Genomic DNA, 24,281 nt, shown 5'->3' on the forward strand with positions numbered 1-24,281 from the left:
GCTCCCGATGGCTGTCTGTCAGTTGATGCATCAGAGACTGATTCACCGCTATCGGGAGCAAGCCCTCTCCCACATTGGAACTGAGTTGTGCCCGGGCTTTCCGGTATTTTCCCTATGAGTTTTCGAGTTAAGGAGTGACACCATGCTGGTGATGCGCCCCGCGCAAATGGCTGACCTGGGCGAGGTACAGCGTCTGGCTGCGGACAGCCCGATTGGTGTCACTTCCCTGCCGGACGATGTGGAACGCTTGAGCGACAAGATTGCCGCCAGCGAAGCATCGTTCGCGGCCGAGGTGAGTTTCAACGGCGAAGAAAGCTATTTCTTCGTGCTCGAAGACACCGCCACCGGCAAGCTCGCCGGCTGCTCGGCCATCGTCGCGTCAGCCGGTTACTCCGAGCCGTTCTACAGCTTTCGCAATGAAACCTTCGTGCACGCCTCCCGCGAGTTGAAGATCCACAACAAGATCCACGTGCTTTCCCAGTGCCACGACCTCACCGGCAACAGCCTGCTCACCAGTTTTTATGTGCAGCCTGCACTGGTGGGTTCGCCGTGGTCGGAACTCAATTCCCGTGGCCGCCTGCTGTTCGTCGCCAGCCACCCCGAGCGTTTTGCCGACTCGGTGGTGACCGAGATTGTCGGCTATAGCGACGAGAACGGTGATTCGCCCTTCTGGGACGCCATAGGCCGCAACTTCTTCGACCTCAACTATGCCGCCGCCGAGCGCCTGTGCGGGCTGAAAAGCCGTACCTTCCTCGCTGAGCTGATGCCCCATTACCCGATCTACGTGCCGCTGCTGCCGGACGCCGCTCAGGAGGCGATGGGCCAGGTGCACCCGCGCGCGCAGATCACCTTCGACATCCTGATGCGCGAAGGTTTCGAGACCGACCATTACATCGACATCTTCGACGGCGGCCCGACGCTGCACGCGCGAGTCTCGGGCATTCGCTCGATCGCTCAAAGCCGCGTGGTGCCGGTGAAAATCGGTGAGATGGTCAAGGGCGCCGGTCGCCAGTACCTGGTGAGCAACGCGCAGTTGCAGGATTACCGCGCGGTGATGCTGGAGCTGGACTACGCGCCCGGCAAGCCGGTGGTCCTGGACTTGGCGGCGGCTGAAGCGTTGGGCGTGGGCGAAGGCGCGAGCGTGCGTCTGGTCGCGGTTTAAGAGAGAGTTTCGCGGGTGGCTGACCACAGCGGCCCGTTCGAGGAGATAGCATGATCGTTCGTCCCGTACGCAGCAGCGATTTACCGGCCCTGATTGATCTGGCGCGCAGCACCGGCACCGGCCTCACCACCTTGCCGGCCAACGAAGAACGCCTGACCCACCGCGTAGGCTGGGCCGAAAAAACCTTTCGCGGCGACGCCGGGCGCGGCGATGCCGACTACCTGTTCGTGCTGGAAAACGATGAGGGCCGGGTGGTGGGCATTTCCGCCATTGCTGGTGCCGTCGGCCTGCGCGAGCCCTGGTACAACTTCCGTGTTGGCCTGACCGTCAGCGCCTCTCAGGAGTTGAACATCTACCGCGAGATCCCGACGCTGTTTCTGGCCAATGACCTCACCGGCAATTCCGAACTGTGCTCGCTGTTTCTGCATGCCGATTACCGCAACGGCCTCAACGGCCGCATGCTGGCCAAGGCACGCCTGCTGTTTATCGCCGAGTTCCCGCAGCTATTTGGCAACAAGATCATCGCCGAGATGCGCGGGGTGTCCAACGACGCTGGGCGTTCGCCGTTCTGGGAGAGCCTGGGCCGCCACTTTTTCAAGATGGAATTCAGCCAGGCCGACTACCTCACCGGTGTGGGCAACAAGGCATTCATTGCCGAGCTGATGCCGAAGTTTCCGCTGTACAGCTGCTTTCTTTCCGAAGACGCGCGCACGGTGATCGGCAAGGTGCATCCCGATACCGAGCCGGCGTTGAGCATGCTCAAGAGCGAGGGTTTCAGCTACCAGGGCTATGTGGATATCTTTGACGCCGGCCCGGCGGTGGAGTGTGAAACCGCGAGGATCCGTGCGGTGCGCGACAGCCAGGCGCTGGTGCTGGCCATCGGCACGCCGGGGGACGACGCCACGCCGTTCCTGATTCATAACCGCAAGCGCGAAGACTGCCGCATCACCGCCGCGCCGGCGCGCCTTGCCGCTGGCACATTGGTGGTCGACCCGCAGACCGCCAAGCGTCTGCAACTGGTGGTGGGTGATCAAGTGCGCGCCGTACCGTTGTCTGCTGCCCGGGAGTCGAAATAATGAATTCGCTGTATATCGCAGGAAGCTGGCTGGCTGGCCAGGGTGAGTTGTTCGAGTCGCGCAACCCGGTGACCCAGCAGGTGCTGTGGGCCGGTCACGGCGCTACCGTCGAACAGGTCGAGTCCGCCGTGCAGGCTGCGCGCCAGGCGTTTCCGGCCTGGGCCCGGCGCCCCCTGGAAGAGCGCATCAGCGTGCTCGAAGCCTTCGCGGCCGCCCTGAAAAAACGTGCCGATGAAATCGCCCGCTGCATCGGTGAGGAAACCGGCAAGCCCCTGTGGGAAGCGGTCACCGAAGTCACCAGCATGGCCAACAAGATTGCCATCTCGGTGCAAAGCTACCGTGAGCGCACCGGTGAGAAAAGCGGCCTCCTGGGCGACGCCACCGCGGTGCTGCGTCACAAGCCTCACGGCGTGGTGGCTGTATTCGGCCCGTACAACTTTCCGGGCCACTTGCCCAACGGGCATATCGTCCCGGCCTTGCTGGCGGGCAATACCGTGCTGTTCAAGCCGAGCGAGCTGACCCCCAAAGTCGCCGAGCAGACCGTGCAATGCTGGATTGAAGCCGGCCTGCCGGCGGGCGTGCTGAACCTGCTGCAGGGCGCGCGCGAGACCGGCATCGCGCTTGCCGCCAACCCTGGCATTGACGGGTTGTTCTTCACCGGCTCCAGCCGCACCGGCAATCACCTGCACCAGCAGTTCTCCGGGCGCCCGGACAAGATCCTGGCCCTGGAAATGGGTGGCAATAACCCGCTGGTGGTCGATGAAGTGGCTGATGTGGACGCGGCGGTGTACACCATCATCCAGTCGGCATTCATCTCGGCCGGCCAGCGCTGCACCTGCGCGCGCCGCCTGCTGGTGCCGCAAGGCGCCTGGGGCGATGCGTTGCTGACGCGTCTGGTGGCGGTTTGCGCGACCATCGAAGTGGGCGCGTTCGACCAGCAACCGCCACCGTTCATGGGCTCGGTGATTTCCCTCGCGGCGGCCAAGGCGTTGATGGACGCGCAGCAATCGCTATTGGCCAATGGCGCGGTCGCGCTGCTGGAGATGACGCAACCGAAGGACCAGGCCGCGTTGCTCACCCCGGGGATTATCGACGTGACGCACGTGAGCGAGCGCGAGGACGAGGAACTGTTCGGTCCGCTGTTGCAGGTGATTCGCTACGCCGATTTCGAGGCGGCGATCGTCGAGGCCAACAACACTCAATACGGGCTGGCCGCGGGCTTGTTGTCGGACTCAGAAGCGCGCTACCAGCAGTTCTGGCTGGAGAGCCGCGCAGGCATCGTCAATTGGAACAAACAACTCACCGGCGCCGCCAGCACCGCGCCGTTCGGCGGGGTAGGGGCCTCGGGCAATCATCGCGCCAGTGCGTATTACGCGGCGGATTATTGCGCGTACCCGGTGGCGTCGTTGGAGACCGCGAGCCTGGTTGTGCCAGCCACACTCACCCCAGGCATAACACTGATCTGACCGTGTGTGAGATCCCTTGTGGGGTGTGCTGAAGACTTTTGAAGCCTATAAAAACAGATGTTCGTGGAGCCTCGCCGATGAAATCCTGTGAAGTCAATTTTGACGGTCTAGTGGGGCCGACCCATAACTACGGCGGCTTGTCCTTCGGCAACGTCGCGTCCCAGAGCAACAGCCAGCAGCATTCCAATCCCAGGGAAGCGGCGTTGCAGGGCCTGCAGAAAATGAAGGCGTTGATGGACATGGGCTTTGTGCAAGGCGTGCTTGCGCCCCAGGAGCGCCCCGACGTGGCCGCCTTGCGCAGCCTCGGTTTCAGCGGCAGCGACGCCCAGGTCATCGAGCAGGCCGGCAAACAGGCCATGCCGTTGCTGGTCGCCAGTTGCTCCGCCTCGAGCATGTGGGTGGCCAATGCCGCCACCGTCAGCCCGAGTGCCGACACGGCGGACGGTCGCGTGCACTTCACCGCCGCCAACCTCAATTGCAAATACCACCGCAGCATCGAACACCCCACCACCAGCCGCGTGCTGGGGGCGATGTTCGCCGACGCGCAACGCTTCGCCCACCACGCTGCCTTGCCGGCGGTGGCGCAGTTCGGCGATGAGGGCGCGGCCAACCACACGCGTTTTTGCCGCAGCTATGGCGAGGCCGGCGTGGAGTTTTTCGTGTTCGGCCGCAGCGCCTTCGACCCGCGCTACCCGGCGCCGCAGAAGTACCCGGCGCGCCAGACGCTGGAAGCGTCCCAGGCCGTCGCGCGCCTGCACGGCCTGGCGGATGACGGCGTGGTATTCGCTCAGCAGAACCCGGCGGTGATCGATGCCGGTGTGTTCCACAACGATGTGATCGCGGTGGGCAATGGCGAGGTGCTGTTCTATCACGAGGATGCGTTCCTCAACACCGAGCAGATGCTCGCCGAACTGCACGCCAAGCTGGCCAGGCAGGGCGGCAATTTCCAGGCGGTGTGTGTGCCGCGTGCCGAGGTGAGCGTCGAGGACGCGGTGCGTTCCTACCTGTTCAACAGCCAGTTGCTGACCCGACCGGACGGCTCCATGCTGCTGATCGTGCCGCAGGAATGCCGGGCCAACGAGCGTGTGTGGCGCTACCTGCAAACGCTCACCACTTCCGGTGGAGTGATCCGCGAAGTCAAGGTGTTCGACCTCAAGCAAAGCATGCAGAACGGCGGTGGCCCGGCGTGCCTGCGCTTGCGCGTGGCGTTGAACGAGACTGAACTGGCGGCGGTGAACCCGGGCGTTATCCTGACTGCGCCGCTGTATGAGACGCTCACCCAATGGGTGGGCAGGCACTACCGCGACAGCCTGCGCGAAAGCGACCTGGCCGACCCGCAATTGCTGCTTGAGTGCCGGACGGCACTGGATGAACTGACGCAAATCCTTAAACTGGGCTCGGTTTATCCGTTCCAGATCAATTAATGCCTGACGGCTGAGATATTTTATTTATGACCGACACCCTGAAACTGATCCTCGAAGACACCGACGGCACCCAGCTGGAAACCTCCTGCACACGCGTTGCCGTGGTCTGGCAGGGCAAGGAGATCTGGATCCAGCACGATGGCCGTGGCCAGTTGCTGATCGGTGTGGACGTGGAAGAGGGCGACGCCGAGTACGCCAACCTGCTGATGCGCCCGCTGGCCACCAACCTGATGAGCCTGCAACTGGAAATGGAACCGGCCGACGTCGAAGGCGATGACGACGATCACGTCCACGGCCCAGGCTGCAACCACTAAGGAAGCTGCGTATGCTCGCCCTCGGCAAACTGCTTGAACTGACCCTCGCCGGTCGTGAACCGGCGCAAAAAATTCAACTGACTGTCGACGGCGTGCAGATGCGCTGGCTCAGCGAGGGCGCGCTCGAAGTGCGCCCGCCGCAGGCCCTGGACGCTGGCGGCGACCTGCTGCTGTCGTCCGGCATCCATGGCAACGAAACCGCGCCGATCGAACTGCTTGACCGCCTGTTGCATGGCATCGCCCGGGGCCAGATCAAACCGCGTAACCGTATTCTTTTTCTGTTCGGTAACCCCGAGGCCATGCGTCGCGGCGAGCGTTACCTGGAACTGGACGTCAACCGGCTGTTCAATGGCCGGCATGAACAAAACATCGGCCCGGAGGCCATCCGCGCCGCCGAGCTCGAGCAACTGGCCCGCAGCTTTTTCAGCCCGCCGGGCCGCTGGCGCCTGCATTACGACCTGCACACCGCCATTCGCGGTTCGAAGATCGAGCAGTTCGCCCTGTACCCGTGGAAGGAAGGCCGCGCGCATTCGCGCCACGAGCTGGCGCGCTTGAGCGCCGCCGGCATGCAAGCGGTGCTGTTGCAGAATAAAGCCTCGATCACCTTCACCGCGTTCACCTATGAGCAGCTCGATGCCGAGGCGTTTACCCTTGAACTAGGCAAGGCGCGGCCGTTCGGGCACAACCAGGGGGTGGATGTATCACGCCTGGAGACGCGCTTGACGCAGATCATCGAGGGCACGGAGCCTGCGAGCGAGACCCTGGATGGCCTGCAACTCTTCTCGGTCGCTCGTGAAGTCATCAAGCACAGCGACGCCTTCCTGATGCATCTGCCGGCAGACGTGGAAAACTTTTCGCAGTTGGAGAAGGGCTACCTGCTGGCCGAAGACGTGGCCAAGACCCGCTGGGTGATCGAGGAGGAGGGGGCGCGCATTATCTTTCCCAATCCGAAGGTGAAGAATGGTTTGCGCGCCGGGATCCTGATCGTGCCGACTACGGATGCCGGCCTGGTCTGAGCTGACGGTCAACCCCAATCAACTGTGGGAGGGTGCTTGCCTCAAGGTCGTTCAGTTAAGCGCATATTCCCTGTGGCAAGCCTAATGCCGTTCAGGTAAGCGTAAATCCCCTGTGGCGAGCAGGCTTGTCCTGCGTTGGGCTGCGCAGCAGCCCCAAAACCAGGCGCTGAGCCGTATCAGGTACACCGCGTGTTGCTGGATTGGGGGCGCTTCGCACCCCAACGCGGGGCAAGCCCGCTCGCCACAGAGGCTCCGGTTTGCTGCAGGGCAGCGCTAAGTCTGCCCCCCCCCATGTTGATCGTGCAGTGTTGCTTAGACCGCTACCGCGCGCGGTTCGCTGCGACGGATCGCACGCACCTTGTGCAGCGTGTCGGCGCAGGTGCGCGCGGCTTCCTGGCCCTTGTGCACGAAGTGCTCGTAGAAGAACGTGTGGTGCTCGCTGCCGGCGTGGAAGTGGTGCGGCGTGAGGGACACCGAGAACACCGGCACTTCGGTTTCCAGTTGCACCTGCATCAGGCCGCTGACCACCGATTGGGCGACGAATTCGTGACGGTAAATGCCGCCGTCCACCACCAGCGCGGCGGCGACGATGCCGGCGTAGCGGCCGGTCTTGGCCAGCAGCTTGGCGTGCAGGGGCATTTCAAAGGCGCCGCCGACTTCGAAGAAATCGATGTCCGATTCCTGATAGCCCTGGGCGATCATTTCGGCGAGGAAGCCTTTGCGGGATTGGTCGACAATATCCTTGTGCCAGCAGGCCTGGATAAACGCGACGCGCTCGCCGTGATGGTTTTTGCTTTTGCTGTCGATAGCGGTGGGTTGCATGTTCTGACTCCTGTTTAAGAAAAAACAGGGCGTTATGAATCGAATGGGATTTCAAGGGTACGCACAGCGGCGTCATGCAGGCATGAGGTCGACGCGCGGCGCTTGGGTGCCAATCCCGTTCTCTCTTCATCCGGACTATGACCGTCGGCCCCGGGATCACACCGGGTCTGCTGACCTTGTCGCCGTCCTGCGTGAGCAGTTCGAGGCGCCAAGCGCTCGCGGGCTATGCACATTGCGTGCAATTACCGCCGGTGGGGAATTACACCCCGCCCTGAGAACGTTGCCGCCAGAACCCTGACGGCGAAGGGTTTTTAACATGGTTTTTGCAAAACTGCACGGTTGCCGTGTTGATCACCTAGATCGGTTTGTTTGATGGATATTCGATTCAAACCACACAGGACTTGATATTACGCGGCGTTGCCCGCAGTAATCGTCACTACGCCCCCCCCCATCGTCAGAGGCCTGCTTGATGACCGTCATAGACTTGCGCAGCGACACCGTGACCCAACCCACGCCCGGTATGCTCGATGCCATGGCCACTGCCGCCACCGGCGATGATGTCTACGGCGAAGACCCCAGCGTCAACCGCCTGGAGGCCGAGCTGGCAAGGCGCCTGGGGTTTGCCGCCGCGTTGTTCGTGCCCACCGGCACCATGAGCAACCTGCTGGGGTTGATGGCCCACTGCGGGCGCGGCGAGGAGTACATCGTCGGCCAGCAGGCGCACACCTACAAATACGAAGGCGGCGGTGCGGCGGTGCTTGGCTCGATCCAGCCTCAGCCGCTGGAGGCGCAGGCCGACGGTTCGCTGGACCTGGATCAGGTGCGGGAAGCGATCAAACCCGACGACTTTCACTTCGCGCCCACCCGCCTGCTGGCGTTGGAAAACACCATGCAGGGCAAGGTCCTTTCGCTGGATTACCTGGCCCGCGCCCGCGCGTTTACCCACGAACATGGCCTGGCACTGCACCTGGACGGCGCGCGGCTCTATAACGCGGCAGTCAAGCTGGGCGTGGAGGCGCGGGAAATTGCCCAGCATTTCGATTCTGTGTCGGTGTGCCTGTCCAAGGGCCTGGGCGCGCCGGTGGGCTCTGTGCTGTGTGGCTCCACGGCGTTGATCGCCAAGGCGCGACGTCTGCGCAAGATGGTCGGCGGCGGCATGCGCCAAGCGGGGTCGCTGGCGGCGGCGGGGCTGTATGCGTTGGATCACCAGGTGCAGCGCCTGGCCGACGACCACGCCAACGCCCAGTGGCTGGGCGAGGCGCTGCGCGAGGCCGGCTACCCCGTGGAGCCGGTGCAGACCAACATGGTCTACGTGCAAATGGGTGATCGGCATCAGGCGTTCAAGGACTTTGCCGGCGAACGGGGGATCGCCTTGAGCACGGCGCCACGCCTGCGGATGGTCACTCACATGGATGTGAACCGCGCGCAGCTCGAACAGGTGGTGCAGGCATTTGTCGAGTTTTCACGCAAATGACAGGTGCAGGCCGTCTAATTGAACGTTTCTATCGTATAAACACGCTGTACCACCGGCAAAGGGCCGATATAATGCGGCCCTTTGCCGTCGCTCCGTCTGATGATGTTGCGCACTGGCCTTTGGCCGCAGCCTCCGTGGAAGAACCTAATGAAAAGCGCAGAAATCCGTGAAGCCTTCCTTCGCTTCTTCGAAGAGCAAGGTCACACCCGTGTCTCCTCCAGCTCCTTGATCCCCGGCAACGATCCGACCCTGCTGTTCACCAACGCGGGGATGAACCAGTTCAAGGACTGCTTCCTGGGCCAGGAAAAACGTGCCTACACCCGCGCCACCAGCAGCCAGAAGTGCGTGCGTGCCGGCGGCAAGAACAGCGACCTGGAAAACGTCGGCTATACCGCTCGTCACCACACCTTCTTCGAAATGCTGGGCAACTTCAGCTTCGGCGACTATTTCAAGAAAGATGCGATCACCTTCGCCTGGACCTTCCTCACTGGCGTGTTGAAGCTGCCCAAGGAAAAACTGTGGGTCACCGTCTATGCGACAGACGACGAAGCCTATGACATCTGGACCCAACAGATCGGCGTGCCCGCCGAGCGCATGATTCGCATCGGCGACAACAAGGGCGCGCCTTACGCGTCCGATAACTTCTGGACCATGGGCGACACCGGCCCGTGCGGCCCTTGCACCGAGATTTTCTACGATCATGGCGCCGACATCTGGGGCGGCCCGCCGGGCTCGCCGGAAGAAGACGGCGACCGCTACATCGAAATCTGGAACAACGTGTTCATGCAGTTCAACCGCACCGCCGATGGCGTGTTGCATCCGCTGCCGGCACCGTCGGTGGACACCGGCATGGGCCTGGAGCGGATCAGTGCGGTGATGCAGCACGTTCACTCCAACTATGAAATCGACCTGTTCACCAATCTGCTGAGCGCCTCGGCGGCGGCCATTGGTTGCGCCAACGAAAGCCAGTCTTCGCTCAAGGTGGTGTCCGACCACATCCGTTCCTGCGGCTTCCTGATCGCCGACGGCGTGCTGCCGTCCAACGAAGGCCGCGGCTACGTGCTGCGCCGCATCATCCGTCGCGCCTGCCGCCACGGTAACAAGCTGGGCGCGACCGGCAGCTTCTTCTACAAGATCGTTGCCGCGCTGGTGGCTGAGATGGGCGAGGCATTCCCGGAACTCAAGCAGCAGCAGGCCAACATCGAGCGCGTGCTCAAGGCCGAGGAGGAGCAGTTCTCCAAGACTCTGGAACACGGTCTGAAAATTCTCGAACAGGACCTGGCTGAGCTTAAAGGCACGGTCGTGCCGGGCGACGTGGTGTTCAAGCTGTACGACACCTATGGCTTCCCGATGGACCTGACCGCCGACATCGCCCGTGAGCGCGAGCTGACCATCGATGAAGCCGGCTTTGAGCGGGAGATGGAGGCCCAGCGCGTGCGCGCCCGGTCCGCCAGCTCTTTCGGCCTGGACTACAACACGCTGGTCAAGGTCGATGTGCCGACCGAGTTCGTCGGTTACAAGGCGACCGCTGGCGCCGCCAAAATTGTTGCGATTTACAAGGACGGCAAGTCGGTCGACGTGTTGAGCGAAGGCGAAGAGGCGGTCGTGGTGCTCGACCAGACGCCGTTCTACGCTGAGTCCGGTGGCCAGATTGGTGACTGTGGTTTCCTCAGCTCCACGTCCGGGCGTTTTGACGTGCGTGACACCACCAAGACCGGCGGTGCGTTTCTGCATCACGGTGTGCTGGTGCTGGGCAACCTGACGGTCGGCGCGCCGGTCGACACTCAGGTGGATGCGGACGTGCGCCATGCCACCGCGCTGAACCACTCGGCTACCCACTTGTTGCACGCGGCCTTGCGTCAGGTGCTGGGCGAGCATGTCCAGCAAAAAGGTTCGTTGGTGGACAGCCAGCGCCTGCGCTTCGACTTCAGCCACTTTGAAGCGATCAAGCCTGCGCAGATCAAGGCCCTTGAAGATATCGTCAACGCCGAGATTCGCCGCAACACTCCGGTCGAGACCGAAGAGACCGATATCGACACCGCCAAGGCCAAGGGCGCGATGGCGCTGTTCGGCGAGAAGTACGGCGACAGCGTGCGCGTGCTGAGCATGGGCGGCGCCTTTTCGGTGGAGCTGTGTGGCGGTATCCACGCCAACCGCACCGGCGACATCGCTCTGCTGAAAATCGTCAGCGAAGGCGGTGTGGCTTCCGGCGTGCGGCGTATCGAGGCGGTCACCGCTGCTGCGGCCCTGGCCTACCTCAATGCGGCCGAAGAACAACTCAAGGAAGCGGCCAGCCTGGTCAAGGGCAGCCGCGACAATCTGATCGACAAGCTGTCCGCCGTGCTCGAGCGCAACCGTGCGCTGGAGAAGCAGTTGGAGCAGTTGCAGGCCAAGGCGGCCAGTGCAGCGGGCGACGATCTGTCGGCCGCTGCGGTAGACGTCAAGGATGTGAAAGTGCTGGCGGCACGTCTGGACGGTCAGGACGGCAAGGCGTTGCTGGCCCTGGTCGATCAGTTGAAGAACAAGCTCGGCCGCGCAGTGATCCTGCTCGGCGGGGTGCATGAGGATAAGGTCGTGCTGGTTGCCGGTGTAACCAAGGACCTGACTGGCCAACTCAAAGCCGGTGATTTGATGAAACAGGCCGCTGCGGCAGTGGGCGGGAAGGGCGGTGGTCGCCCGGACATGGCGCAAGGCGGTGGTGTGGACGCCGGTGCCCTGGATGCGGCCCTGGCCCTGACCGTGCCATTTGTCGAAGCGGCTATTTAAGGCGCTCTTAAACAGCCCGCGACCCGGTCGCGGGCGGTTGAGCGCTGGTTGAATTGGAAATCAGGCGCCCCTTTACGGGCTGAGGCGGCTTAGAAATGGCTTTGATCGTACAGAAATTTGGAGGCACGTCGGTCGGCTCTGTCGAAAGAATCGAGCAGGTCGCCGACAAGGTTAAGAAGTTCCGCGACGCTGGCGATGACCTGGTGGTGGTGCTGTCGGCCATGAGCGGTGAAACCAATCGCCTGATCGAACTGGCCAAGGCCATCAGTGGCGACCAGCAACCGTTGCCGCGCGAGCTGGATGTGATCGTGTCCACGGGCGAGCAGGTGACCATCGGCTTGCTGGCGATGGCGCTGAACAGGCGCGGCGTGCCGGCGGTGTCCTACACCGGTAGCCAGGTGCGCATCCTGACTGACAGCGCGCATACCAAGGCGCGAATCCTGCAGATTGATGATCAGAAAATTCGTACTGATCTGAAAGCCGGTCGCGTGGTAGTTGTAGCAGGGTTCCAGGGCGTGGATGAGCACGGCAACATCACCACCCTCGGACGTGGCGGTTCGGATACCACGGGCGTTGCGCTGGCGGCGGCTCTCAAGGCGGATGAATGCCAGATCTACACCGATGTGGATGGTGTCTACACCACCGACCCGCGTGTCGTGTCCGTGGCCCAGCGCCTGGACAAGATCACCTTTGAAGAGATGCTGGAGATGGCCAGCCTCGGCTCCAAGGTGTTGCAGATTCGCGCGGTGGAGTTCGCCGGCAAGTACAACGTTCCGCTGCGCGTATTGCACAGCTTCAAGGAGGGTCCGGGCACCCTCATTACTATTGATGAAGAGGAATCCATGGAACAGCCGATCATTTCCGGCATCGCTTTCAACCGCGATGAAGCCAAGCTGACGATCCGTGGCGTGCCGGATACTCCGGGCGTGGCGTTCAAGATCCTCGGCCCGATCAGTGGCGCGAATATTGAAGTCGATATGATCGTGCAGAACGTTTCGCACGATAACACCACCGATTTCACCTTCACCGTGCACCGCAACGAGTACGATGCGGCCGAACGTATCCTGCAGAACACCGCGAGCGAAATTGGCGCCCGTGAAGTGGTCGGCGATACCAAGATTGCCAAGGTGTCGATCGTGGGTGTGGGCATGCGCTCCCATGCCGGTGTTGCCAGCCGCATGTTCGAGGCCCTGGCCAAGGAAAGCATCAACATCCAGATGATTTCCACCTCGGAAATCAAGGTGTCGGTGGTGATTGAAGAGAAGTACCTGGAGCTTGCGGTGCGCGCGTTGCATACCGCTTTCGAGCTCGATGCACCAGCCCGACAGGGCGAGTAAGGCAGTGCCGAAAGGGCGCGGTTTTCCGCGCCCTTCATTTTTTATGGCACGCGTGGTCTTTTGCGTGGGCTCGACAATACTCAGGTGGTAGGGCTGCGGCCTTCGGGGTGCAGGTCGACAACCTTGTTTTTTGCAGACTGTTGTTCCTGAAATGAAATGCGTGAGGTGAAAGGTATGCTGATTCTGACTCGTCGTTGCGCAGAAAGCCTGATTATCGGTGATGGCGAAATCACCGTGACGGTGCTTGGCGTCAAAGGCAATCAAGTGCGTATCGGGGTTAACGCTCCGAAAGAAGTGGCGGTCCATCGCGAGGAAATTTTCCTGCGGATCAAGAAAGAGAAGGACGAAGAACCAAGCCTTTAATTTTTATCGCTTTTTAAGTTTGCAAACGGGGATGAACGTGGTTAATATACGCCCCGTGTTGCGGAGAGCTGGCCGAGTGGCCGAAGGCGCTCCCCTGCTAAGGGAGTACACCTCAAAAGGGTGTCGGGGGTTCGAATCCCCCGTTCTCCGCCATTATTTGCTTAGTACGTTGCAGTCTGGATTTATCGGTAAGTTGTTGAAATTACTCGAAAAAATCGCTTTACATAGAGATTGAACGGCCTATAATGCGCGGCAACAAATGCACTCGTAGCTCAGCTGGATAGAGTACTCGGCTACGAACCGAGCGGTCACAGGTTCGAATCCTGTCGAGTGCACCATTTAAGAGACAGTTGCAGCAATGCAGTTGCTCGGCTTCAACCAGTTGTGATCTGGTCTAAAAACACAATCTGCACTCGTAGCTCAGCTGGATAGAGTACTCGGCTACGAACCGAGCGGTCACAGGTTCGAATCCTGTCGAGTGCACCATACAAACAAAAAGCCCGCCAAGTGCGGGCTTTTTGCCGTCTGGAGTTTGTGTAGGATTTTCCTCTGATCCATCGCCCCGATGTGTTTTATGGCCTGGTTGCGGCGTCGCAGTTCCCAGGTGTGGCTCAGGCTCAACTTTGTCTCGCAAGCACTTGTTCTCTCCAGTTTTTTAAGATTAAAAGCCGCCGAGCGGTGTATCATTGCGCCCGTCAGCCCCGCCGGGGCTTGTGGAATACCTCCATGGACTTACCCAGTAGTAACTCAGTACCCCGTTTTACCAATCATGAATTGACTGATTGATCCTTCCGGCGTGCCCCGCTGCTGGGAGTGGAGTTCGCCTATGACCGAAGTAGAAGTTAAGAAAACACAAGACAGCCTGCAGGATCGCCTGGCTCAAGTCATTGAGCTGCTGCAGCGCCAGCGCGTGGTCGAAGACCTTACGCATCGCCAGGAAGGCCCGAATCACGACCGCGTTGAAAACCTGGTCCACCGGCAAAACCTCGTCGAGCTGCAGCGCAAGCTCGACGATCTGCACTCCGCCGACGTCGCCTATATCCTTGAAGCCTTGCCGTTGGATGATCGACTGACCCTGTGGCAGTTGGTCAAGGCTGACCGCGACGGCGACATCCTGCTCGAAGTATCCGACTCGGTACGTGAGACCCTGATCGCCGACATGGACGATCACGAGCTGCTGGCCGCCGCCAAGGAAATGGATGCCGACGAACTGGCTGACCTTGCGCCCGAGTTGCCGCGCGATGTTGTCCACGAGCTGATGGAGGCGCTGGACACCCAGCAGCGTGAGCGCGTGCGTTCTGCGCTGTCGTACGACGAGGACCAGGTCGGCGCCTTGATGGACTTCGAGATGGTCACCATCCGCGAAGACGTCAGCCTCGAAGTGGTCTTGCGCTACCTGCGCCGCCTCAAAGAACTGCCAGGCCATACCGACAAGCTGTTCGTGGTCGACTACGAAGGCATCCTCAAGGGCGTGCTGCCAATCAAGCGCCTGCTGGTGAACGATCCGGAAAAGAAAGTCGCGGACTTGATGGCCAGCGATACCGTGAGCTTTCACCCGGATGAGGACGCGTATGACGCGGCCCAGGCCTTTGAGCGTTATGACTTGATCTCGGCGCCGGTGGTCGACAAGAACGGCAAGCTGATCGGCCGTTTGACCATCGACGAAATTGTCGATCTGATTCGTGAAGAAAGTGAAACCGAAGTCCTCAACATGGCGGGTTTGCGTGAAGAGGAAGATATTTTTGCCTCGGTCTGGCGCTCGCTGCATAACCGCTGGGCGTGGCTGGCGGTTAACCTGATCACCGCGTTTATCGCCTCCCGCGTGATCGGGCTGTTTGAAGGCTCCATCGAAAAACTCGTGGCACTGGCGGCGTTGATGCCGATTGTGGCGGGCATTGGCGGCAACTCCGGTAACCAGACCATCACCATGATCGTGCGCGCGATGGCGCTGGATCAGGTGAGCACCGCCAATTCTTCCCGCTTGCTGCGCAAGGAGCTGGCCGTCGGGCTTATCAATGGTCTGGTGTGGGGTGGGGTGATCGGCGTGGTGGCCTACTTGCTGTATGGCAGTTGGTCGCTGGGTGTGGTGATGACTGCCGCCATGACGCTCAACCTGCTGTTGGCTGCGTTTATGGGTGTGTTGATTCCCATGACCCTTGCACGCCTTGGGCGCGACCCCGCAATGGGAGCCAGCGTCATGATTACCGCGATGACGGACAGTGGCGGCTTTTTTATCTTCCTGGGCTTGGCGACGATCTTCCTGCTTTGACCTTTGTGGGAGGGGACAGCCCCTCCCGCACAAGCCACTCACCAAAAATCCCACCTGTTGCTCGATCAAATTTCGCGCAAAAAAAAGCCAGCGTTCAGCTGGCTTCGGCTTTCAAGCGCAAATCAATTGGCTTCTGCGGCCGCCTCAACGTCGTGCGCGATAAGCGAAACGAGGGCATTTTGCTGACGGTGGGAGAGCTGCCGAAAACGCTGCAGCAGTTCGCGTTCGTGAAGTGAAAGCTCCGGACTGTCCAGACGCATGCTCAGCTCTTCGCCCAACGCGCCTTCCTGAATAAGGCTCTGCTCCAGGCGCGCGATGATTTCAGAGTTCATGCTGCGGTGATGATTGCGAGCCACCTCGGCAATGCGTTCCCGCATACCGTCTGGCAGACGTACGACGAATTTGTCAGCCGTACGGCTGGAATAAATTGCCTGTTTCAATGGGCGCATATATTTAACCGGTTAGTTCAGGGGAGCGGTTTTTGGAATTGGCCGCAAGGATGAGTGTTAAGACAAGACTCACGACCAAAGTTCAACCCGAATTGCAAAGAGGTCGCATCATGCCTGAGATTCGACATTTCCTTGGCGTCAATTCTGTGACAAATATTGAACCGCCTAAAGGCTTTATGCCAGCACTGATTTGCATTTTTGCGGACTGGTTTGAATATTTTTTACCTGGGGGCGCTTAAAAGGCCGTACATCAAGCAAATCGAGGTCGCGAATGCCTGGAGGGCGCACATCGTAAAGCAAGATGGCCCTTTGCCCCTAGCTTTAAGACTAGTGGCAATCTGCCAATTTGCTAGGTCTATACGACGTAAGGTAGGTGAGGCGGGGAGGAGGGTTGCGGCGGGCTTTAGCGCAGTACGGGATCGAACTTGATACGGCGGCCCACGATGAGCGTAATAACCAGCAGTAGAGCAAACACCGCGCTGGCGACATAGGCTGTAATTCGTCCTTCCTGCGCAGAAGCTTGCAGGCCAAAAGCTGTGCTGATCAGAGTCAGGCAGAGAAACAGCCAAGAAGACTTGGACATGAAAGCTTCCTTAGAAAATCCAGTGTTCAGATGCGGGCGCTGACTGTGCATCCTGTGTGACACGCAGAGGCGTTTGCGCATTTGCGGTCATCACTGCCAGCTGTGGACGCTGTTGCAGGTGGTGTGGAACGGGCTGGCGAAGCTGCGCAACATCATCACTTGTACCCGACTGAAAATGAAACATCACCAAAGCGGCGAGTGCCACGGTATTGAGGGCTAACAGAAGGGCACTGTTCATGGTCATGTTCTCCGCCGGTTGCTCTGCCAGTTGGTGATGGGGTGTCCATGTAGGACTTTTCTTAGAGAAGATATTGCAGATGCCGTGCCAATGTTTATTTTCAATAAAATCAATAGCTTAAGCTTGTTTTGCGGAGCCTTTTGATTGCAATTTGCAATACTGGCATTTTGGGGGAGTGCATTTTGCACGATACCGCGCATGTCCGGTTTTACTGGTCGAAGTAGCCGTCTGCCGGCCGAGGAATCGCCTACACGCAAAAAGCCAACGGACGACATGACAAAACCGACCTTGGCCGTTAACATGCTCGCCGTCCGTCGCCATGCCTTTGGCCGGGCGACTGTCATTTGTCCCAGTAGCTCAATTGGATAGAGCATCCCCCTCCTAAGGGGAAGGTTGGCCGTTCTTATCTGGGCTACTCACCAGACTCCTATTGGGGGGGGCGTGTTGATAAGGAGTGGTCAGATCCGATAGATCTGTTCGAGGACATGCGCGGAATTATCGCTAAATCGCACATTGCTCAAGGTTTAACGCGTTGTTTTTACAGTAATTCGCTTGAATCTTAGGATGAAAGCAACCAAGATATCCCCGTAGAGTCCTCTTAGTTCAACGGATAGAACGAGCCCCTCCTAAGGGCTAGATGCAGGTTCGATTCCTGCAGGGGACACATCCTACTCAGTTGCTCCCCTTCATGGCCTTAGGCCTATCTCCACTCTCCTTGCTTCAACCCTAAACCTCCTTACGCGTCCATCGCCCTTGCTCGTCACTAACGCTGCGAGATTCGTGGCAATTAGGACGTGACCTCGGAAGACGTTGAGCTTTAGGCGGGACACGAAGTGTTTGTGATTCGTGGTGGGGCGTTGTCGTAACACTCCTGAGCAGCATGCCTCGCGCCACCTCAGCTAGTCGAAAGCAATGCGCGCTTGGCCACTGTTTTCCAAAGCTGTTGCTGCTTGTCTACGGCTTCGATACTGGTGACGTCACCATCAGCGGATCGCGCTTTGGTGCCAAAGCCTACGCAGAGTGCTCTCCGGTATTCCCAACTCCTTTACTGCCTGAGCCTGGGTAAATCCTCTTTTCTTCAAGTCATGAACCGCTTCCAACTTCTTTCTAGCGCTATCCGTCCCATGGCGTGGCAATTCCGCTGGCTTCGTTGGAAGGCTCGCGTCAGCCAGTTCCAAGGCATCCAGCTCTGCAAGCGCAGCCAGCAGCATCTCCCGAGCTGTTACGTGTTTGTGAGAGGCAACGGTTAGCGCGAGGAGGGTGATCGGCTCCACATTTAGCGCGGCTGCTAGCTGATAGCTCGAGTCTAGGGTCACCGCACTTTTTCCGAGCTCTAGGTTGCTTACATGAGGTTGGGACACCGAACCGCCAACATTGGCGATGTCCTCTTGGAACAGCCCTTTACGAGTGCGTAGCAACTGAAGGGATGCTGCAAAGGAATAACGCAGCGACATCGCAAATTTCCCAAAAACCAGTGGTATGCCGCGTTTGCCTGACGCCAAGCAAAGAGATATAGTTATATGGGTGGCGGTTTTGGTTTAGATCGTCAATTTATGTGAAATTATTGGCGGGGACGCAGCGGATGGAAAGAGGGCTTGAAGATGGGCTGCTGGGCGAAAGTGGGGTTGCCTTGGTTGGTTCTGAACTGCCCCTTGAAGATGTGCTCCTCGCTGCTCGAAAACACTACAAATGGCTCCCCCTGTGCGCCGTAGAAGACTGGGTGATCCTAGACGCCATAGTCACTGACGCGGAGCGAGCCAAAGTAATCGCTGCCGGTTGCCAGCCAATGTTTATGTTTGCCCACAAAGTTGTGGACGACGAGCAGAGGCGTTTCGAGCCGGGACATTGGGTGCGCTCAAGCATGGGCACCGCTTTCAAAGAAGGCTACCTATTCGAAACACGTAACTCCGTCTACGTTTTGCTCGGGCCAGGCCATCGTAAGTCTGCTTCTATCGAAGCGATATTTTCCCTTTTCTGATTACCCACCGGTTCTGCTGGGCAACTGACGTGCTCCAGCAGCTTGAGGCGACACATGTTCAGAACCATAGACCGCGACCTGATAGGCATCCCAGGAATGTTTGGCGAGGGTGTATCCAACTGGCGTGGAGTGGCAAGGCTGCTCCGAACTCCTTGGTACCACTTGACCCTCAGCGTCGAAAACGAAGGTCGGCTCAGCGAGTGTGCTGTGATGATTGACGACACGCGTCAGCTTCAAGAAATTCTGGTGAGCCAAGGCCCCGACTTAAGTATCACCGAAGTCATGGCTGTGACGCCGTCCTGGATGAATAAGACCACTGGCTGGCAAATGGGGCGATTGACCAGGTTGAGCGTAGGTGAGGACAGAATTGGCGCTGAGGTTTGCGTCCTAGAGATGGGTGAGGGCGAGGTTTATCACACCTCGCACCAACCAGATTTCCAGATCGAAGTGTTGGCGAACGTAAGGCCCGTCTTTCTCTCAAGCATGATTCGATCTGCCTGAAATTTACCAACTATTCCGCACGATACCAGCACCTCTGGTTGCGTGTGCAACTCTTGATAACTCCATACAGACCTCAACCGGAGCCCAACGATGCTGGACACACTAGATGTGAACTTTCACGGCAAACGCCATACAGATTTTGATCTGAAGCGAATTATAAGGGCTCAAGAGCAAGGCTTTGACATACCGGTCACTGCGTACCTTTGCGGAGTATCCATCAGGGCGCGCGCAGGTATCGGTGTTGTTTTTGGCCACAAGCGTAAAGACCAATATGGGCGGTTTGGAGATGGCCATTTGATCCGCACTTCTGACGTTCTGAAAGTTGAGCGTGAGGGACGGTTCTGGGTTATGACGACCGAGAACTCGCGGTATGTGCTTGCGACGTTCCAGAGGGGCAATGGGCGAGCCTCCCTGCGTGATTATCTGAGAGTCTCAAAGGGGCAGTACCATTTCACTCCGCGCCTGTTGCAGTAATATTCTGGAGTCAAATGCGATGCCATAGGTGTGAATTTCTGAGCCGCTGCCACTGGCTATTTTCCACTTAAAGCCTAGAGCTTAAGTCAGGTTTTGCGGTCGAAGAGGTTATCGACGAACGTGGTGCTCAGTGGCACCGTCCAATCTATCGGCATGAGATCGACCCAACTTAGTGCCTGAAGAAGGATCACTAACGCCAAACCGTACGCATTTGCATGGGCTGACTCCACGCACAGCGGCGCACCGAACTTAGTGTCGTAAAAGAGGGGCGATTGGATACCGTCCGCCCCCATGTATACAGTAGGAGTCGCGATGTGATCATTACCCAGAATCATCAAATCAGGCGCGTGCTCACCCTGGACGTTGCGAACAGAAATGTCCGGTGAGTATTTGCGTGCAAAGACTGCACAAAAGGGCTGGTTCTTGAGTGGAGGGTATGTGCGGGGCCAATCTCTGACCCTTCCGTTGTAGATCGGCCCATCCACCTGATACTCAGGGTTGGTACCCTCAAGCTCGCCCAGTTTATTTCTAATCACTACGAGCCAGTACGTCGGGCCGTGGGAAATCTGCCATACGGTGCAATGAAAAAGAATAAATCCATCATGGCGTTTACAGCGCTATTGCTTTTTCTCAGCAACTGGGATTTGAGCCAAGCCGCATCACTACTTGCGCGCATAGCTGGTTTTCGTGGTCAAATTAACCCGAGTCTTGGAAACGTGATGGGCCTCAATCCATTCCACGACTATGAGGCTTGGTCAGCCCTCAAGGCTCTCCAAGAAATTCCTTCGGGTGAGCTTGAACCGTACAACCTTTCTCTTGGAGTAAAAGATTGGATTGAGGAGGCGGCTGACGCTTTAAGGAGCGGTCGAAGCTTCTAGAAGTAGCATAAGAGATGCTAAGTGCATTTTTCTGTCGGGATTGCAATTGGAGTGGGAATGGGTCAGGTAGGAGTTATTAATATATTTAGCTCGCCTTATGAGTACGGTGTTACGAGGCGGCCAACATTTACTGAAGAGAGAGAGTATCTTGAGCTGCACGGTTCAAGAATGCCCGCGCAGAGGGACGTGGTAAGCGTAGTTTATAATCATTTTCAGGCGGCGAAACATATTGCACAAACACCTATGGATGGTGCATTTGAGTGGTTCGTGGATGCCGCACTTTCCAAAGATTTGGCGTATTCAGATCTTACGAGTATGATGCCGGCTGAAACTCCGCCTGCGCTTCTGGATTATCAAGAAAGACATACTACTTACAATCGTCGCCGTTTCGAATCTGAGGTTGATGAGTTTGGTGTTTATCTGTCAAGGGGGCAGATTCTATACCATGGCGGTCTATGGCCTATGAATGTTGAGAGGTTGGTGACCGATAGGCCGCTTTCTACAACATTCAATCCGCAGAAGGCATGGCATGTTGCCGTTCATAATGGTAAGGCGTATAGGGCTGGTCGTCTTGATATTTTCTTAATTACGGTGTCGGCTCCTAGCACGAAGTCATATCACTATACGCCTGATAGTCAGCATGGGCACGAAAGAGAGGTAGTGTTTGCCTCTGGTGCCACATTGAATTGCATTCGAGATATATATATTTGTGACGGGGTTGTACATAGTGGCGAGGCATTTTCGAACAAAAAAAAGACGGTGCCTGTTCATGTGATTGAGGTTGAACTATCATAGGCTAATTCGATGTGGGTTGCTGTCGCGCAATTTAAGTTGTGCGGCAGGCTGTTTAGGGTCGTTTGGCCATGTATGGCAGACCTTGGCAGAGAACAGAGAGTGGAATGATTGACTGCGGATTTGTGCGGAATTCGGATGGATTTCTTTCTATCATGTTTCGCAATTTCTTAGCTTCTTTTGGGCTTTTCACCAATACTGCGATGGGCCCCTTAGGTAGTTCAAAGCTTCCTTCACATCGCCATTCGCGCTCATGGATCCAGTTGACACCAAATCCATCGACATCGCTTAGTTTAACTACTCGCCAAAGCTCGTGTTCGGATATTCCTATTTTTTTCTCCTCTTTTGGAGATAGATACATTACGGGTCTGCATCCTTTTTTAAATGCAAATTTCTTTGTGATCACGACTCCGTAGGGCTCATATCTCGGGTTTTCTATTTGTGTGTCACGTTCGTTTAGCACATATTTTAGCGAGCTGAGAGGCGTGTCCATAAAGCAAGTGGCACGCTTGTATCCCCTTATAAATCCATCTGGCCCGCTAGAATTTATTTTTCCGCTTTTGAGTATGGATATTAAGTTCTTGAATGCGGATTTTTTATTGGGTTTTTGGGAGCGTCTTGTCAAATGCACGAGGAATGGTGATAAATCGGGGCGTTCAAAGAACGGGAGATTATTTTTTTGCTTCTTGCTTGCTTTTTCCACGAATCATTCCTTTGAAAGGATTGGATGTACGTTATTCGTTCTCTCTGGTTCACGGCATATTGAGATGTGCCGTATCTGGGAGATCGCAGGTCACTGCAGTAGACTTAAAGTACACCAAGGACTCTAGTTTACTCAATCTGAGGATGTCCCGTGCCGTCGACTGGCCGCACTCCCTCACAGCGCGATCCAGAACAAGACTTCGCCACCATCACCGAGCTGTTCGCAGCAATGATCGGAGCTCAGGAGGGGCAGGCCCTGGCTACTGATGACGCCTGGATCAACCATGCCCAGATCTTGGCGGTGAAGCTGTTCAAGCAGGCGTGCTCGGTCAGGGTGGTTGTTAACGCAACTCAGCTGGATTTCCAAGACGGAAAACAGATCGTTTTCGTAGATCATTCCTCCGCTACGATCCTCGCCCGCGCCTGTCTAGAGACCTTCATCGTGTTTCATTGGATCTTCCAGAGCAAAGATACCGCGCTCAGGAGGTTCAGGCATGGGGTTTGGCGGCTGGGTGGATTGATGGATCGGCTCAAGCTACATCCGTCAACCGAGCAAGCCAGAGAAGCCATAGGGAGGACTCGCCTGCAGGCTGCTGAGCAAATCGCGGACATAGAGGCGTCACCGTATCTTGGGGACTACAAGCCGGAGCAAGCAAAGCGGCTGCTCAAGGGGGATTGGAGGGTAGGGTGGTCATGGACGGATGAAGCGGTGAGGGCAGGGCTCCACAAGAAATACTTCCAGAACGTCTATTCGATTTCTGCGGGTATGCTCATAGCTCTTACATCAGCTCCATGCAGATGGGGGAAGCGCAGTCGGTGGAGGATCAGCGAATACTGGCTCTGGTGGCGTTGCAAACCGCTATGCATGTGATGGCGAGAGCGGTGGCATTCTATGCGGAACTGTTCCCCAGGGGCCGCTCTGTGCTAGAAGCGGCGTCTGAGGAGGCTCAGAAGGTCGCTTACTTCTGGGGGTTCACGGGTGATGATATGGATCACCTTTTTGAAGAGAATTAGGGGCGTGCCGCTTCGCAGCCAGGCTGTCGTAAACCGAGCCTTGGCGTTTCGCCCAGTCTCGGCCCTGGCGGGCTTCCATCCTTTCACGCCTTCGGCCTTCTTGGCCTGCGCGCTCCGCTTGCCTAGTGAGCTGCGAGCGGGTCTAGATGGGTTCGCGTGCCCTATAACTGGTCATGCTGGGGGCAAAGCATTTTGTGGTCTGTTGCTTGTCGAATGGCAGTTTTCAGTCGTCCAGGCCCAAGCCTATGTGGCGCATCAATTCTCGAGGGCTCTTGCTATCGGCAATGTCGTACATGATGCTGCGCTTGCTACGAGGGAGCTTCTTGGCGACGTTTTTCGCTGAATTTCGTATGGCCGCGTCAGTGCCATGAATTTTTTCGGCGAGAAGTATCACAATTATTGCGTCTGTAAGTGTCATGATCGTGCCTAGATAAGCGGGGGCAAGGCTTGGATTATTACATTTCTCTCTTCTGCCTTCTGATGTGTCAACCATCCGGTGGGTGAACCCAGTCGGCCTGCAGGCATTCCCGTAAATACAGCGCGCTGTGACCTGTTAGCGCGGTAGTGTGGTCGATCCTCAAACCTATTCAGGGCATACGTTAAGCTGAGCTGGACTTGCCCCTACAAAACCGGACACCAACTCCCCGTCAAATTGATGCTGCTGCCAAGCGCCTGAACTCCCTCGGTGAGCGATAGTTCAAGGCGCTGTGCGGATGCTGCTCGTTGTAATGCTCGAAGGCAATTGCCAGGTTGCGCAGCGCCGTTTCTCGATCCGGCTTGGGCATGTGCGCAACGTAGTCACGTTTGATCGTCTTCACGAAGCTCTCGGCCATGCCGTTGCTCTGCGGGCTGCGCACCGGGGTGGTCACCGGCTGCAAACCGATCTGTCGAGCAAACAGGCGTGTCTGTTCGGCGGTGTACGCCGAGCCGTTGTCGCTTAGCCATTGAACCGGCGTTGCAGGCAGTTGATCACCGAAGCGTTTCTCTACGCTCTCCAGCATCAAGTCGCGGATGTCATCGCCGCTGTACCCGGTCGGACTCGCGACCCAGCCGATGGCTTCGCGGTCACAGCAATCCAGGGCGAAGGTCACGCTCAGTTTGGCGCCGTCCTCACAGCGGAACTCAAAGCCGTCCGAGCACCAACGCGTATCACTGGTTTGCACCGCAATACGACCCTCGTGCC

Annotated in this window: 27 protein-coding genes, 5 tRNA genes and 1 riboswitch; of the genes, 23 read left to right on the plus strand and 9 right to left on the minus strand. The window is 58.0% G+C overall.

The features are described from left to right. Positions 1-142: 142 nt before the first annotated feature. From aruF to astE, 6 genes are all read left to right on the plus strand, one after another. On the plus strand, positions 143-1,162 hold the full coding sequence (gene aruF / locus TU75_RS18355) for an arginine/ornithine succinyltransferase subunit alpha (RefSeq protein ID WP_003233521.1): 1,020 nt from the start codon (positions 143-145) through the stop codon (positions 1,160-1,162). Between the two features lie 50 nt (positions 1,163-1,212). Beyond that, positions 1,213-2,238, plus strand: a complete 1,026-nt coding sequence (gene astA / locus TU75_RS18360; protein ID WP_003233520.1) for an arginine N-succinyltransferase — start codon at positions 1,213-1,215, stop codon at positions 2,236-2,238. Next, on the plus strand, positions 2,235-3,704 hold the full coding sequence (gene astD / locus TU75_RS18365) for a succinylglutamate-semialdehyde dehydrogenase (RefSeq protein WP_162276131.1): 1,470 nt from the start codon (positions 2,235-2,237) through the stop codon (positions 3,702-3,704). The genes astA and astD overlap by 4 nt, the downstream gene beginning before the upstream one ends. 77 nt (positions 3,705-3,781) lie before the next feature. Continuing rightward, positions 3,782-5,128: an N-succinylarginine dihydrolase gene (astB, locus tag TU75_RS18370; protein WP_060549697.1), complete on the plus strand. Its 1,347-nt coding sequence runs from the start codon at positions 3,782-3,784 to the stop codon at positions 5,126-5,128. Positions 5,129-5,154: 26 nt separating this feature from the next. Continuing rightward, positions 5,155-5,442, plus strand: coding sequence for a hypothetical protein (locus TU75_RS18375; RefSeq protein ID WP_003175651.1), 288 nt, complete (start codon positions 5,155-5,157; stop codon positions 5,440-5,442). Between the two features lie 11 nt (positions 5,443-5,453). Further along, positions 5,454-6,458: a succinylglutamate desuccinylase gene (gene astE, locus TU75_RS18380; protein ID WP_060549698.1), complete on the plus strand. Its 1,005-nt coding sequence runs from the start codon at positions 5,454-5,456 to the stop codon at positions 6,456-6,458. A 312-nt stretch (positions 6,459-6,770) separates the two neighbouring features. On the opposite strand, the gene TU75_RS18385 is transcribed toward astE, so the two are convergent. Next, on the minus strand, positions 6,771-7,280 hold the full coding sequence (locus TU75_RS18385) for a 6,7-dimethyl-8-ribityllumazine synthase (protein WP_003233516.1): 510 nt from the start codon (positions 7,278-7,280) through the stop codon (positions 6,771-6,773). Between the two features lie 113 nt (positions 7,281-7,393). Beyond that, a riboswitch (FMN riboswitch) is annotated at positions 7,394-7,563 on the minus strand. Between the two features lie 186 nt (positions 7,564-7,749). On the opposite strand from TU75_RS18385, the gene ltaE reads away from it, so the two are divergent. The 8 genes from ltaE (at position 7,750) to mgtE (ending at position 15,489) form a co-directional block, all read left to right on the plus strand. Then, positions 7,750-8,754, plus strand: coding sequence for a low-specificity L-threonine aldolase (gene ltaE / locus TU75_RS18390; protein WP_060549699.1), 1,005 nt, complete (start codon positions 7,750-7,752; stop codon positions 8,752-8,754). 147 nt (positions 8,755-8,901) lie between these two features. After that, positions 8,902-11,520 carry an alanine--tRNA ligase gene (gene alaS / locus TU75_RS18395; RefSeq protein ID WP_060549700.1) on the plus strand — a complete coding sequence of 873 codons (2,619 nt, stop codon included), beginning with the start codon at positions 8,902-8,904 and terminating at the stop codon, positions 11,518-11,520. A 95-nt stretch (positions 11,521-11,615) separates the two neighbouring features. Next, on the plus strand, positions 11,616-12,857 hold the full coding sequence (locus tag TU75_RS18400) for an aspartate kinase (RefSeq protein WP_003233513.1): 1,242 nt from the start codon (positions 11,616-11,618) through the stop codon (positions 12,855-12,857). A 174-nt stretch (positions 12,858-13,031) separates the two neighbouring features. Next, positions 13,032-13,220 carry a carbon storage regulator CsrA gene (gene csrA, locus TU75_RS18405; RefSeq protein WP_003233512.1) on the plus strand — a complete coding sequence of 63 codons (189 nt, stop codon included), beginning with the start codon at positions 13,032-13,034 and terminating at the stop codon, positions 13,218-13,220. Between the two features lie 62 nt (positions 13,221-13,282). Beyond that, a tRNA-Ser gene (locus TU75_RS18410) sits at positions 13,283-13,373 on the plus strand. Between the two features lie 108 nt (positions 13,374-13,481). Continuing rightward, positions 13,482-13,558, plus strand: a tRNA-Arg gene (locus TU75_RS18415). Between the two features lie 71 nt (positions 13,559-13,629). Next, a tRNA-Arg gene (locus TU75_RS18420) sits at positions 13,630-13,706 on the plus strand. Positions 13,707-14,046: 340 nt separating this feature from the next. Next, positions 14,047-15,489 (plus strand): magnesium transporter, encoded by a 1,443-nt coding sequence (gene mgtE / locus TU75_RS18425; protein WP_003233511.1) that lies wholly within the window; start codon positions 14,047-14,049, stop codon positions 15,487-15,489. Positions 15,490-15,611: 122 nt separating this feature from the next. On the opposite strand, the gene TU75_RS18430 is transcribed toward mgtE, so the two are convergent. Continuing rightward, positions 15,612-15,938 carry an Arc family DNA-binding protein gene (locus tag TU75_RS18430; RefSeq protein WP_003193592.1) on the minus strand — a complete coding sequence of 109 codons (327 nt, stop codon included), beginning with the start codon at positions 15,936-15,938 and terminating at the stop codon, positions 15,612-15,614. A gap of 110 nt (positions 15,939-16,048) precedes the next feature. On the opposite strand from TU75_RS18430, the gene TU75_RS28325 reads away from it, so the two are divergent. Then, positions 16,049-16,177 carry a hypothetical protein gene (locus TU75_RS28325; protein ID WP_256094233.1) on the plus strand — a complete coding sequence of 43 codons (129 nt, stop codon included), beginning with the start codon at positions 16,049-16,051 and terminating at the stop codon, positions 16,175-16,177. Between the two features lie 164 nt (positions 16,178-16,341). Here TU75_RS28325 and TU75_RS18435 read toward each other — a convergent pair whose 3' ends face one another. Genes TU75_RS18435 through TU75_RS27375 form a run of 3 tightly spaced genes read right to left on the minus strand, consistent with a single transcriptional unit; the run spans position 16,342 to position 17,061 of the window. Further along, positions 16,342-16,521 carry a PA3371 family protein gene (locus tag TU75_RS18435; RefSeq protein ID WP_003233510.1) on the minus strand — a complete coding sequence of 60 codons (180 nt, stop codon included), beginning with the start codon at positions 16,519-16,521 and terminating at the stop codon, positions 16,342-16,344. A gap of 10 nt (positions 16,522-16,531) precedes the next feature. Beyond that, a complete protein-coding gene (locus TU75_RS26790; protein WP_015372774.1) occupies positions 16,532-16,759 on the minus strand; it encodes a hypothetical protein in 228 nt (75 codons plus the stop codon). Positions 16,760-16,761: 2 nt separating this feature from the next. Further along, positions 16,762-17,061: a hypothetical protein gene (locus tag TU75_RS27375; protein WP_141687578.1), complete on the minus strand. Its 300-nt coding sequence runs from the start codon at positions 17,059-17,061 to the stop codon at positions 16,762-16,764. 44 nt (positions 17,062-17,105) lie between these two features. Between TU75_RS27375 and TU75_RS18440 the strand changes: the two genes are divergently transcribed. Then, a tRNA-Arg gene (locus TU75_RS18440) sits at positions 17,106-17,174 on the plus strand. 177 nt (positions 17,175-17,351) lie between these two features. Continuing rightward, positions 17,352-17,423, plus strand: a tRNA-Arg gene (locus TU75_RS18445). Between the two features lie 319 nt (positions 17,424-17,742). Here the strand turns inward: TU75_RS18445 and TU75_RS18450 are convergent. After that, positions 17,743-18,213, minus strand: coding sequence for a helix-turn-helix domain-containing protein (locus TU75_RS18450; protein ID WP_060549701.1), 471 nt, complete (start codon positions 18,211-18,213; stop codon positions 17,743-17,745). A 128-nt stretch (positions 18,214-18,341) separates the two neighbouring features. Between TU75_RS18450 and TU75_RS18455 the strand changes: the two genes are divergently transcribed. The 5 genes from TU75_RS18455 (at position 18,342) to TU75_RS27380 (ending at position 21,385) form a co-directional block, all read left to right on the plus strand. Continuing rightward, a complete protein-coding gene (locus TU75_RS18455) occupies positions 18,342-18,737 on the plus strand; it encodes a DUF6957 family protein (protein ID WP_060549702.1) in 396 nt (131 codons plus the stop codon). Between the two features lie 54 nt (positions 18,738-18,791). After that, the gene (locus TU75_RS18460) at positions 18,792-19,238 is read left to right on the plus strand and encodes a hypothetical protein (protein ID WP_060549703.1); all 447 of its coding nucleotides are present in this window, start codon (positions 18,792-18,794) and stop codon (positions 19,236-19,238) included. Between the two features lie 90 nt (positions 19,239-19,328). Then, positions 19,329-19,712 (plus strand): hypothetical protein, encoded by a 384-nt coding sequence (locus TU75_RS18465; protein ID WP_060549704.1) that lies wholly within the window; start codon positions 19,329-19,331, stop codon positions 19,710-19,712. A 581-nt stretch (positions 19,713-20,293) separates the two neighbouring features. Beyond that, positions 20,294-20,590, plus strand: coding sequence for a hypothetical protein (locus TU75_RS18475; protein WP_141719121.1), 297 nt, complete (start codon positions 20,294-20,296; stop codon positions 20,588-20,590). Positions 20,591-20,611: 21 nt separating this feature from the next. Continuing rightward, entirely contained in the window at positions 20,612-21,385 is a 774-nt protein-coding gene (locus tag TU75_RS27380) for a hypothetical protein (RefSeq protein ID WP_141719122.1), read from the plus strand. Positions 21,386-21,437: 52 nt separating this feature from the next. On the opposite strand, the gene TU75_RS27385 is transcribed toward TU75_RS27380, so the two are convergent. Beyond that, on the minus strand, positions 21,438-22,085 hold the full coding sequence (locus TU75_RS27385; RefSeq protein WP_141719123.1) for a hypothetical protein: 648 nt from the start codon (positions 22,083-22,085) through the stop codon (positions 21,438-21,440). 150 nt (positions 22,086-22,235) lie between these two features. Between TU75_RS27385 and TU75_RS18480 the strand changes: the two genes are divergently transcribed. Next, on the plus strand, positions 22,236-22,955 hold the full coding sequence (locus tag TU75_RS18480; protein ID WP_060549706.1) for a hypothetical protein: 720 nt from the start codon (positions 22,236-22,238) through the stop codon (positions 22,953-22,955). Positions 22,956-23,321: 366 nt separating this feature from the next. On the opposite strand, the gene TU75_RS28795 is transcribed toward TU75_RS18480, so the two are convergent. Together TU75_RS28795 and TU75_RS18490 are read right to left on the minus strand one after the other, a co-directional pair. Beyond that, on the minus strand, positions 23,322-23,591 hold the full coding sequence (locus TU75_RS28795) for a DUF7740 domain-containing protein (protein ID WP_439709883.1): 270 nt from the start codon (positions 23,589-23,591) through the stop codon (positions 23,322-23,324). A 154-nt stretch (positions 23,592-23,745) separates the two neighbouring features. Continuing rightward, the coding region (locus TU75_RS18490; RefSeq protein WP_156422780.1) for an integrase core domain-containing protein at positions 23,746-24,281 on the minus strand (536 nt) is incomplete at its 5' end.

It is taken from the genome of Pseudomonas poae, assembly GCF_001439785.1.
In the GTDB taxonomy this organism is placed as follows: Bacteria; Pseudomonadota; Gammaproteobacteria; order Pseudomonadales; family Pseudomonadaceae; genus Aquipseudomonas; species Aquipseudomonas poae.

Coding starts and splice junctions, on each gene's coding strand:
- aruF (WP_003233521.1), top strand. CDS start 143: ATGCTGGTGATGCGCCCCGCGCAAATGGCTGACCTGGGCGAGGTACAG.
- astA (WP_003233520.1), top strand. CDS start 1,213: ATGATCGTTCGTCCCGTACGCAGCAGCGATTTACCGGCCCTGATTGAT.
- astB (WP_060549697.1), top strand. CDS start 3,782: ATGAAATCCTGTGAAGTCAATTTTGACGGTCTAGTGGGGCCGACCCAT.
- TU75_RS18375 (WP_003175651.1), top strand. CDS start 5,155: ATGACCGACACCCTGAAACTGATCCTCGAAGACACCGACGGCACCCAG.
- astE (WP_060549698.1), top strand. CDS start 5,454: ATGCTCGCCCTCGGCAAACTGCTTGAACTGACCCTCGCCGGTCGTGAA.
- TU75_RS18385 (WP_003233516.1), bottom strand. CDS start 7,280: ATGCAACCCACCGCTATCGACAGCAAAAGCAAAAACCATCACGGCGAG.
- ltaE (WP_060549699.1), top strand. CDS start 7,750: ATGACCGTCATAGACTTGCGCAGCGACACCGTGACCCAACCCACGCCC.
- alaS (WP_060549700.1), top strand. CDS start 8,902: ATGAAAAGCGCAGAAATCCGTGAAGCCTTCCTTCGCTTCTTCGAAGAG.
- TU75_RS18400 (WP_003233513.1), top strand. CDS start 11,616: ATGGCTTTGATCGTACAGAAATTTGGAGGCACGTCGGTCGGCTCTGTC.
- csrA (WP_003233512.1), top strand. CDS start 13,032: ATGCTGATTCTGACTCGTCGTTGCGCAGAAAGCCTGATTATCGGTGAT.
- mgtE (WP_003233511.1), top strand. CDS start 14,047: ATGACCGAAGTAGAAGTTAAGAAAACACAAGACAGCCTGCAGGATCGC.
- TU75_RS18430 (WP_003193592.1), bottom strand. CDS start 15,938: ATGCGCCCATTGAAACAGGCAATTTATTCCAGCCGTACGGCTGACAAA.
- TU75_RS28325 (WP_256094233.1), top strand. CDS start 16,049: ATGCCTGAGATTCGACATTTCCTTGGCGTCAATTCTGTGACAAATATT.
- TU75_RS18435 (WP_003233510.1), bottom strand. CDS start 16,521: ATGTCCAAGTCTTCTTGGCTGTTTCTCTGCCTGACTCTGATCAGCACA.
- TU75_RS26790 (WP_015372774.1), bottom strand. CDS start 16,759: ATGAACAGTGCCCTTCTGTTAGCCCTCAATACCGTGGCACTCGCCGCT.
- TU75_RS27375 (WP_141687578.1), bottom strand. CDS start 17,061: ATGTTAACGGCCAAGGTCGGTTTTGTCATGTCGTCCGTTGGCTTTTTG.
- TU75_RS18450 (WP_060549701.1), bottom strand. CDS start 18,213: ATGTCGCTGCGTTATTCCTTTGCAGCATCCCTTCAGTTGCTACGCACT.
- TU75_RS18455 (WP_060549702.1), top strand. CDS start 18,342: ATGGAAAGAGGGCTTGAAGATGGGCTGCTGGGCGAAAGTGGGGTTGCC.
- TU75_RS18460 (WP_060549703.1), top strand. CDS start 18,792: ATGTTCAGAACCATAGACCGCGACCTGATAGGCATCCCAGGAATGTTT.
- TU75_RS18465 (WP_060549704.1), top strand. CDS start 19,329: ATGCTGGACACACTAGATGTGAACTTTCACGGCAAACGCCATACAGAT.
- TU75_RS18475 (WP_141719121.1), top strand. CDS start 20,294: ATGAAAAAGAATAAATCCATCATGGCGTTTACAGCGCTATTGCTTTTT.
- TU75_RS28795 (WP_439709883.1), bottom strand. CDS start 23,591: ATGGTTGACACATCAGAAGGCAGAAGAGAGAAATGTAATAATCCAAGC.